General features: G+C 63.6%; 7 protein-coding genes. 4 read left to right on the top strand and 3 right to left on the bottom strand.

Features of this window, described 5'->3' with window-relative positions:
• Positions 1–329 precede the first annotated feature (329 nt).
• The 3 genes from Q0331_RS07565 to Q0331_RS07555 all read right to left on the bottom strand — a co-directional run bounded on the left by Q0331_RS07565 (position 330) and on the right by Q0331_RS07555 (position 3950).
• Positions 330–2150, bottom strand: coding sequence for a phosphoenolpyruvate carboxykinase (GTP) (locus tag Q0331_RS07565; RefSeq protein ID WP_298075789.1), 1821 nt, complete (start codon positions 2148–2150; stop codon positions 330–332).
• Positions 2151–2427: 277 nt separating this feature from the next.
• Positions 2428–3045, bottom strand: a complete 618-nt coding sequence (locus Q0331_RS07560) for a DUF6802 family protein (protein WP_298075788.1) — start codon at positions 3043–3045, stop codon at positions 2428–2430.
• Positions 3045–3950 carry a hypothetical protein gene (locus tag Q0331_RS07555; RefSeq protein ID WP_298075787.1) on the bottom strand — a complete coding sequence of 302 codons (906 nt, stop codon included), beginning with the start codon at positions 3948–3950 and terminating at the stop codon, positions 3045–3047. The genes Q0331_RS07560 and Q0331_RS07555 overlap by 1 nt, the downstream gene beginning before the upstream one ends.
• Positions 3951–4002: 52 nt before the next feature.
• Here Q0331_RS07555 and trmB point away from each other — a divergent pair, with 52 nt between their 5' ends.
• The 4 genes from trmB to Q0331_RS07535 all read left to right on the top strand — a co-directional run bounded on the left by trmB (position 4003) and on the right by Q0331_RS07535 (position 8804).
• Entirely contained in the window at positions 4003–4767 is a 765-nt protein-coding gene (gene trmB, locus Q0331_RS07550) for a tRNA (guanosine(46)-N7)-methyltransferase TrmB (RefSeq protein ID WP_298075786.1), read from the top strand.
• A gap of 87 nt (positions 4768–4854) precedes the next feature.
• Complete coding sequence (locus Q0331_RS07545; RefSeq protein WP_298075785.1) at positions 4855–7218, top strand: MMPL family transporter; 2364 nt, start codon at positions 4855–4857, stop codon at positions 7216–7218.
• On the top strand, positions 7218–8288 hold the full coding sequence (locus Q0331_RS07540) for a YbhN family protein (RefSeq protein ID WP_298075784.1): 1071 nt from the start codon (positions 7218–7220) through the stop codon (positions 8286–8288). Before Q0331_RS07545 ends, Q0331_RS07540 begins: the two co-directional genes overlap by 1 nt.
• A 30-nt stretch (positions 8289–8318) precedes the next feature.
• On the top strand, positions 8319–8804 hold the full coding sequence (locus Q0331_RS07535; protein WP_298075783.1) for a DUF3054 domain-containing protein: 486 nt from the start codon (positions 8319–8321) through the stop codon (positions 8802–8804).
• Positions 8805–8897 lie beyond the last annotated feature (93 nt).

Here is an 8897-nt window from a genome sequence, read left to right as displayed (position 1 = left end):
GCACACCCTAACCACCCAAGCTGACTCCACTCTGCACCGTCGAGCGCACCCATCAAACCCGACACTGGAGTTAACCGAGGGAGGAAGTGACGGCGCGGCGCGCGGAAACGGCGCTGAGACGATTTAACCATCACAGGCTCCAGAGGCGTGGGCACAAAGAAAGCGCCGGGAGGAAAACCTCCCGGCGCTTTGCCTCGTTCAGCGCCTAACGCTAGCGCACTCGTGGGCGTGAGCTATCAGCGCTACACGCGAGCTATCAGCGCTACACGCGAGCTGCCAGCGCTACGCAGCGCAGCGCCTAGCGCAGCGCCATCAGGCGCAGCAAGCCGCTACTTCGCAGCCTCCACGCGGTCCTTCAGGCCCTTGAACTCGTCCCAAACTTCGGACGGAACCTTCGGGCCCAGGAACTTCAGCCATTCCTCATTGTCGGCCAGGTCGCGCTCCCAGTCAGCCGGGTTCACGGCCAGCGCCTCGCGGATGTCCTCCTCGGTCTCCTTCAGGCCCTCGGTGTCGATGTCCTCGTAGCGGGCGGTGTAGCCAACGACGGTCTCGTCGGCCTCCACGCGGCCCTCGATGCGGTCAACGATCCACTTCAGCACGCGGGAGTTCTCGCCGAAGCCCGGCCACAGGAAGCGGCCGTCCTCGCCACGGCGGAACCAGTTCACCAGGAAGACCTCTGGCATCTTGTCGCCGCCCTTGTTGCCCATGTCAATCCAGTGCTGCAGGTAGTCACCGGCGTTGTAGCCGATGAACGGCAGCATAGCCATCGGGTCGTGGCGCAGGGAGCCAACGGCAGCCTCGGCTGCAGCGGCGGTCTGGCCGGAAGCCAGGGTGGCACCGATGAAGGTGGCGTGGTTCCAGTCGCGAGCCTGAGTAATCAAAGGCACGGTGTCTGCACGGCGACCGCCGAACAGGATGGCGGAAACCGGCACGCCCTTCGGGTCATTGAACTCCGGTGCGGCAGCCGGGCACTGCTCGATCGGCACGCAGTAGCGGGAGTTCGGGTGTGCGGCCTTGTTGCCGGAATCCGGGGTCCACTCGTTGCCCAGCCAGTCGATGAGGTGCTGCGGCTCGCCTTCCTTGGACTCCCACCAGACGTTGTTGTCATCGGTCAGAGCCACGTTGGTGTACAGGGTGTTGCCCGGCTCCATGGACTTCATGGCCATCGGGTTGGAGGCGTAGTTGGTGCCCGGCGCCACGCCGAAGAAGCCGTTCTCCGGGTTCACGGCGTACAGGCGGCCGTCCTCGCCGAAGTGCAACCATGCGATGTCGTCGCCGACGACCTCTGCGCGCCAGCCCGGGATGGTCGGCTGGATCATGGCCAGGTTGGTCTTGCCACATGCGGACGGGAAGGCAGCACAAATGTAGTAGGCCTTGTCCTCCGGGCTGATCAGCTTCAGGATCAGCATGTGCTCTGCCATCCAGCCTTCGTCCCGCGCCATGGCGGAGGCGATGCGCAGTGCGTAGCACTTCTTAGCCAGGATGGCGTTGCCGCCGTAGCCGGAGCCGTAGGACCAGATCTCGCGGTCCTCCGGGAATTGGGTGATGTACTTCGTGTCGTTGCACGGCCAGGTGGAATCTTCCTGGCCCGGCTCCAGCGGAGCGCCCACGGAGTGCAGCCCCTTCACGAACTCGCCGTTCTCGCCGATCTTGTCCAGGGCTTCCTTACCCATGCGGGTCATGATGCGCATGGACATAACCACGTACGGGGAGTCGGTGATCTCAATGCCCAGCTTCGGGGACGGGTCGGTAATCGGGCCCATGCAGAAGGGCACGATGTACATGCGGCGGCCCTTCATGGAGCCAGAGAAGTGCTCGCGCATCTCAGCGCGCATCTGCTCCGGGTCCATCCAGTTGTTAGTGGGGCCGGCGTCTTCCTCAGTCTTGGAGCAGATGAAGGTGCGGGATTCCACGCGCGCAACGTCAGACGGGTTGGAGCGCGCCAGGAAGGAGTTCGGCTGTGCCTCTTCGTCCAGCTTGATCAGGGTGCCGTGCTCGACCAGCTGCTCTGCCAGCTGGTTCCACTCCTCCTCAGAGCCGTCACAGAACACGACTGATTCTGGCTGGAAGAGCTCCACGGCCTCCTCGATCCAGTTCAACATTTCCTGGTTCTTGGTGGGCGCCTCGCCGACAAGCCCTCGAATGGTCATCGATTTTCTCCCTACGTGTTTGTGTCCCACAACCCAGCTCGACCAAAAATGCACATTTATGCACTAGCCAGCCGTTCGTTTAAACATCCAGTTCAAACCTGGTTGTATTCACCAATAACTTTACTAAATCCTGCGGTTTTGGGCGTTCGATATAGCTGTGATCTGTAATTATCCGGGCCTGCGCAAAGACACAGGTATCCCTTCCGCCCCCAGACTATCGCGAAGCGCCGGGGCCGTGTTTTGCTTCCGTGGCCAGTGGTTGTACATCACACCCCTGCTAGCCCCATTCCCCCCGATCAACGCATTTCCAGGCGTCGGTTTGCCATCGTCCCTTCCCCGGATCGGGGGTATTGTTGTTCTTTCTTTGTGACGCCCCTTCGGCCTCCCCGGTCTCCATCCACCGCCAGGCTGACCATTGTCCGTCGTAGGAAACTGAGGAGACGTAGTCCACTTTGCCGTCGCCATCCGTATCGCTGAGGATGCTCATCCCCTGGTCGTCGGCGATGGTGACGGACTCTTCCACGCCTCCGCTGCCGTGCCACGAGTTGGCTCGTGAATTGGTCGAATTGGTAGCGTCTGCGCCGGCAGCATTGTTCTGACCGGCGTGTTGGCCGGGTGCCCGGTTGGGGTCGTGGGCGTTGGGATCATGAGAGTTGAGTTCGTCCACGTAGTATTCGCGTCCGCCGTACTCGACGGTCAGGCCGCTGCCGAGCCCGCCGCCCAGGCCTCCCAGGCTGCCCGGGTTGCCCGGCGCGCCGCCGTGCAGCTCGTGCAACTCGTGGCTGCCGATCAGATCTGCCAGAGGGTTCTGCGGCACAGCGCCCCCGACACCGCCTACCCCGTTGAACCCGTCGTCCGGGAAGTCAAACATGCCCATATCCATTAGTTCACCCATCAGTTCGCCTCCATCGCCAGGCTGCGGATGCGGGGCGCCACCGGCGGGATCTCCAACCGGGCAACCACCTCCGTCACCACTGCCGACCAATGCTGTTTAAGTACTGCGTCTTCCTTTGCAGCGCGGGCTTTCAGCGCCTCGGAACGCAGCATGACCAGCCGCGCCCCCACCACCGCCAAGGCCACTAGCACGCCAACAATCACGCCAACCACCGGCCCGGAAAGCCTACCGACCATCGTTCCCAGCCCCAGCCCTGCTGCCAGACCAGCCGCAGCGGCCAGCACCACACTCGCCCGCGAGCCCACCGCCGCGGCGGGCCGGGCCGGGGCCTCCTCCTGCACCTCTGGGAGTGCGGGGAAGACCACGCCCTGCTCCAGTACCGCCAATCGCAGCCGCGCCATGAATACAGCATGCAGGTACTCGAATCTGTCAGCGTCGGTATCCTCCAGCACCTCCTGGGCGATCCGCGTCGCGCTCAGCCGCGTGGCGATACGCACCCGGTCCAGCCGCTCGGCATCCGCCCGGCGCGCCTGCACCTCCCACTCGTTTACATCCACGCCCAGCGCCCGGATCCACCCGCACACCTCGTCCACGTCCTCGCACCAGACCCAGCCTGGGGTGTGGGCCCATTCAGACGAGGGGGCGTCACTACCAAAGGGCCAGAGCAACACCACACCCATAGCCTGCGCGACAGCCCGGGCGACCTCGCGATCCTCCGCGGTGGCGTGCCCCACTGCCGCAACGACAATGTCGGGGCGCTGCTCCGGGCCTGCCCCCTCCACAACCTCGAAGCGCTCCCCCGCCGTGCTGGCGCTTGCCTTAGCTTCCACCCGCGTGCGCAACTGCGCGGCGCACTCGGCGACCGCGCGCGCATCCGGGCCAATGACCGAAATGGTCTTCAACATCTTTGTTAGCTCCCCCACTTGGCTTAAGACATTCCACAGGCCATCTGCAAGAATGGTCTGGATGAATAATTCCGATAACACGCCAGGCAGCCTTCCCCCAGGCCGCCCACTACAGACAGAGTTTAACGACGGTCGCGACTATCCGCGACTGGGAAACTTTAGCTTCCGGCGCGGCACCCTGACCGACAACCAGGAGGCCCTGTGGAACGAACACTGGCCTAAGCTGGGCAAAGTCCTCGCCGACGAGGTCATTGACCTGCCCGAATGGTTCGGCCGCGATGCCGAAACAATTGTGGAAATTGGCTCCGGGACGGGCACCTCGACCGCCGCGATGGCGCCGCTGGAGGCGGAAAAGAACATCATCGCCGTCGAGCTCTACCGCCCCGGTCTGGCCAAGCTTCTGGGCTCCGTGGTGCGCGGCGACATTCACAACGTGCGCATGATCCGCGGCGACGGCGTAGAAGTCCTGCAGCGCATGTTCGCGCCAGAGTCGCTATCCGGCGTGCGCATCTACTTCCCGGACCCGTGGCCCAAGGCCCGCCACCACAAGCGGCGCATCGTACAATCCGGCACGCTGCACCTGATCGCCTCCCGCCTCAAGCCGGGCGGCATCCTGCACATCGCCACCGACCACGCGGACTACGCAGAGTGGATCGACGAACTGGTAGAGGTCGAGGAGCAACTGGAATACCTGGGCTGGCCCGAGGACCAGTCGGACATTCCACAGCTGACGGACCGCCAGGTAATCACCAAGTTCGAGGGCAAGGGCCTGGACAAGGAACACATCATCCGCGAGTACCTGTGGCGGAAGAAATAGGGAACACACCCCGAAAAATTTGCTGTTCGCCCTGGTCGGCTTCGTAGACTAGAGAGAATTCTGGCGTTATAGAAAGGACCACTCACGTTGTTTAGCTCTTGGGGCGATGTCGCCTACCGGTTCCGCCGGCTGATCCCTTTGGTGATCATCGCGGCGATCCTGGTGCTGTATGTCGTCGCCGGGCTGAAACTGGCCGACCGGATGAGCCAGGAGGGGTGGGACGACCCGAACTCGCAGTCCACGAAGGCTGCGCAGATCGAGCAAGAGGTTTTTGGTCGTGACGCCAACGGGGATGTCATCCTGATGGTCACCGGCGATAAGCCGGGGTCTGCAACCTCGGACGAGGTCAAACAGTCCATAACCCAGCAGATCGAGCAGCTGCGCAAGGATCACCCCGACGAGATCGGGGGCGTGACCAGCTACTTCAACCGCGGCCCGGCGGCCATGGCCAACCCGGACGGCACCGCGGCCTTCGCCTCCATCGGGCTGCAGGGCATCGAAGACGATGTGCTGATTAACTTCCGCAAGATCGAAGACGACCTGCGAGCCATCAGCGCCCCGGGCGTGGATGTGAAGATCGCCGGCGCCACGGCGGTTTCGGACTCCCTGGACGAGGGCATGGCCGGCGATATTCACCGTGCCGAGATCTACGCGCTGCCCGCCGTGGGCTTGCTGCTGCTGATCGTTTTCGGCGGTCTGATCGCTGCGTTTATGCCGCTGCTGGTGGGCGGCCTGTCGATCCTGGGCTCCATGGGTGTGCTGGCGATCCTGGCTAGCTTCACGCAGATCAACGTGTTCGCGCAGTCCGTGGTCACGCTGCTGGGTCTGGGCCTAGCCATCGACTACGGCCTGTTCATGGTCTCCCGCTTCCGCGAGGAGATGGCGGAGGGGCACGACACCCGCACCGCCGTGCGCAACACCACCGCCACCGCGGGCAAGACCGTGGTCTTCTCCGCGGCGATGGTGGCCGTGGCGCTGTCCGGGTTGTTCATCTTCCCGCAGGCCTTCCTGAAGTCCGTGGCCTTCGGCGCGATCTCCGCGGTGGGTCTGGCCGCGCTGCTGTCCGTGGCTGTGCTGCCGAGTGTCTTCGCAATGCTCGGGCCGAACATCGACAAGTTGTCGTTTAAGAAGAAGCGAACCCGCCGCCGCTCCGAGCAGGTTGCAGGCATTTGGGGCCGCATCCCTGCCTTCGCCATGCGCCACTCGAAGCTATTTACGGTCGTGATCGTCGGCGGCATGCTGCTGATGGCGGTGCCGATTGCGGGTATCAAGCTGGGTGGCATGAACGAGACCTACCTGCCGCCGTCGAACCAGACGCGCGTGAACCAGGAGGAGTTCACCGAGAAGTTCCCGCAGTTCCGCACCGACCCGATCAAGCTGGTCATCGAGGGCGATTCCAAGACCGTGGCTGCGGTCTACAAGGAGGCCAATGCGGTTCCGGGGCTGACGGCCCCGTTCCAGGTCTCCCGTACCACGAAGGACAACGTGACGGTGCTGTCCACCGGCATTGCCGACCGCGATGACAACGACCGCATCGTCAATGCTCTGGAAGACATCAACGTCGACGGCGCCAACGTGTACGTCGCTGGCACCCCGGCTCTGGAGGTCGAGTCTATCGACGCACTGTTCGAGAAACTGCCGTGGATGTTGCTGTATATCGTGCTCGTCAGCTTCGTGCTGATGGCCATGATCTTCGGCTCGCTGATCATTCCTGCCAAGGCCGTGATCATGAACATCCTGGGCACCGGCGCAACCCTCGGCCTGCTGACGCTTATCTTCGTCGACGGCCACGGCGCGGACATGTTTAACTTCACCGCCGGGCCGCTGACCTCCCCGGTACTGGTGCTGATCATCGCCATCGTCTTCGGCCTCTCGACCGACTATGAGGTATTCTTGGTCTCCCGCATGGTGGAGGCCCGCGCCCGGGGTGCGTCGACGGATCAGGCGATCCGCTTCGGCACGGCCACCACCGGCAGCATCATCACCGCCGCCGCGCTGATCATGATCGTGGTCTGCGGTGCCTTCGGGTTCTCCTCGATCGTGATGATGAAGTACATCGCCTTCGGCATGGTCATCGCGCTACTACTCGACGCCACAATCATCCGCATGCTCCTCGTCCCGTCCGTCATGCACCTGCTGGGCACCGACAACTGGTGGGCGCCAAAGTGGGTCAAGCGCCTATCGGAGAAGGTTGGGCACAACGAGCAGCTGGAATCCTCGCCGCACGAAGCAGCGCCTGCTGCCCGTTCGTCGCGGGTGACGGTTGCGGAACTTTCTGGTGTGGACGCCATCGCCCCCGTGCCCACCCAGCGCCCCGGTGAGGCTCCCGCACGTCAGCGGAACCTGCCTTTCGCGGAGCTGATGCGACGTGTCGAAGAAAGCCGCGAGAATGCCGACGGCCGAGCCAACAGCGAGGCCGATACCCAGGCCGACGGCGGGGGCGAGCGCTAATGCGTGAATTGTGGCGGCGCACAGAAGTCAGGACTCTGCTCAGCCTGGCGCTGATTGGCATTATCGCCTTCCTCGCCCGGGAGCACCTGCACTTCATTGGCGATGGCTGGCGCGAGCTGGCCCACGCCGACAAGCGCTGGATCGGCCTGGCCGTCCTGGCGCTCGCCGCCTCCATGGTCGCGCAGGCCGAGGTGATGGTCGTACTGCTGCGCAGCGCCGGGGTAAAGGTGAAGCGCATCAGCGCCAACTCGCTGGGTCTGGCAGCTAACGCCTGGTCCTCGACTTTCCCCGGCGGGCCCGCACTGTCGGCGGCCATGATCTTCCGCGAGCAGCTCAAGTGGGGAGCCACTCCCGTAATTGCTAGCTGGTACATGCTGCTCTCCGGCGCGCTGGCTGGCGGCGGCATGGCGATTCTGGCCATCGGCGCCGTGTTCTTCCTCGGGCTGACAGTAAAGCCGTTGACGTTGGCCATGTCCCTGATCGCCCTTGTCGCGCTGGCGATCCTCACCAACTGGGTGGCAAAGAACCGGGACAAGGTGGAGCGCTGGCTAGTCAACCGACTGCGGACTTTCAACGCCCGCCGAGGAAAGCCCGTCGACCGCTTCACCGACAGCATCCGCGGGTTCTCCCGCCAGCTGTCGGCCGTGGAACTGCCACTGACCAAACTGGCCGCAGCGATCGCCGCCAGCCTGGGCAACTGGATTTTCGAGATCCTCTGCCTGCTGGCCTGCATCTACGCCATCGGCGCCACCCCGCCCATCGCGGGCGTGGTGCTGGCCTTCCTCACCGCCAAGCTGGTGGGGCAAGCGCAGGTCACCCCCGGCGGACTGGGGCCGGTGGATGTTGCACTGACCAGTGCCCTGGTCGGGTTCGGCACCCTGACCTCTGTCCAGGCATTCGGAGCCGTCATCGTCTTCCGCATGCTCAGCTTCGTGGGGCTGACGTTGGTGGGATGGATCGTCTTCTTCGCCACCAAGATGGTCAACCCCAAAGGCAGTGCTGACGATGTGGCGGCGGAGACGGGGCGTCATGAAGAAAAGCAGGAAGAACCCGTCGGCAAGGCACGCTAAGGCTCAACTAGGCACAGTAAGATGAGGGGCATGAGCAACCTCGATAGCACCTCCACTGGAGACACCCCCGGCACCACCCAGCGATCGCCGGGGGTCGCGCTGTTTCTCGACGTCATCGCCGTCCTGCTGTTTGCGCTGCTGGCACGCATTGCGCACAACACTCCGGAGATGCCGCTGAGCTTCGGCGGCTGGCTGGATACCTCCTGGCCTTTCCTCATCGGTGTGGCAATTGCCTGGGCTCTGCTGTGGATCGGTGTGGTTCGACCGGGTGGCACCAAGGGGACGGGCTTCAGCGGTTTCGAGTTCTCCACCGGTGCTCTGGTGTGGGTTGTCAACGTGATCGCCGGTCTGGGGATCTGGGGCGTGCGCCACGGAGAGGTTCCGCACTGGTCTTTCATGATCGTGGCCACCGTGATGAGCGGACTGTTGCTGTTCGGTTGGCGCGGTGTTTTCCGCCTGGGACGGCTGCGCAGACTATCGCGCATGAAGCGCATGGGCCGAATGTTCGGCAAGTGAAACACATTTCAGCTTAATTAACCTGACGTACATCTTCGCGCTACGTCAGGTTCTTTCGCGTTGCTTAAGGTCTTGTGAGAAATCTGCACACTG

The sequence above is a fragment of the uncultured Corynebacterium sp. genome (assembly GCF_937999985.1).
Lineage (GTDB): Bacteria > Actinomycetota > Actinomycetes > Mycobacteriales > Mycobacteriaceae > Corynebacterium.
This window is presented reverse-complemented; position numbering and strand designations above follow the sequence as displayed.

Excerpts from the sequence above, each read along its gene's own strand:
- Q0331_RS07555 (WP_298075787.1), bottom strand. The coding sequence starts at position 3,950 with ATGTTGAAGACCATTTCGGTCATTGGCCCGGATGCGCGCGCGGTCGCC.
- Q0331_RS07535 (WP_298075783.1), top strand. The coding sequence starts at position 8,319 with ATGAGCAACCTCGATAGCACCTCCACTGGAGACACCCCCGGCACCACC.
- trmB (WP_298075786.1), top strand. The coding sequence starts at position 4,003 with ATGGTCTGGATGAATAATTCCGATAACACGCCAGGCAGCCTTCCCCCA.
- Q0331_RS07560 (WP_298075788.1), bottom strand. The coding sequence starts at position 3,045 with ATGGGTGAACTAATGGATATGGGCATGTTTGACTTCCCGGACGACGGG.
- Q0331_RS07540 (WP_298075784.1), top strand. The coding sequence starts at position 7,218 with ATGCGTGAATTGTGGCGGCGCACAGAAGTCAGGACTCTGCTCAGCCTG.
- Q0331_RS07565 (WP_298075789.1), bottom strand. The coding sequence starts at position 2,150 with ATGACCATTCGAGGGCTTGTCGGCGAGGCGCCCACCAAGAACCAGGAA.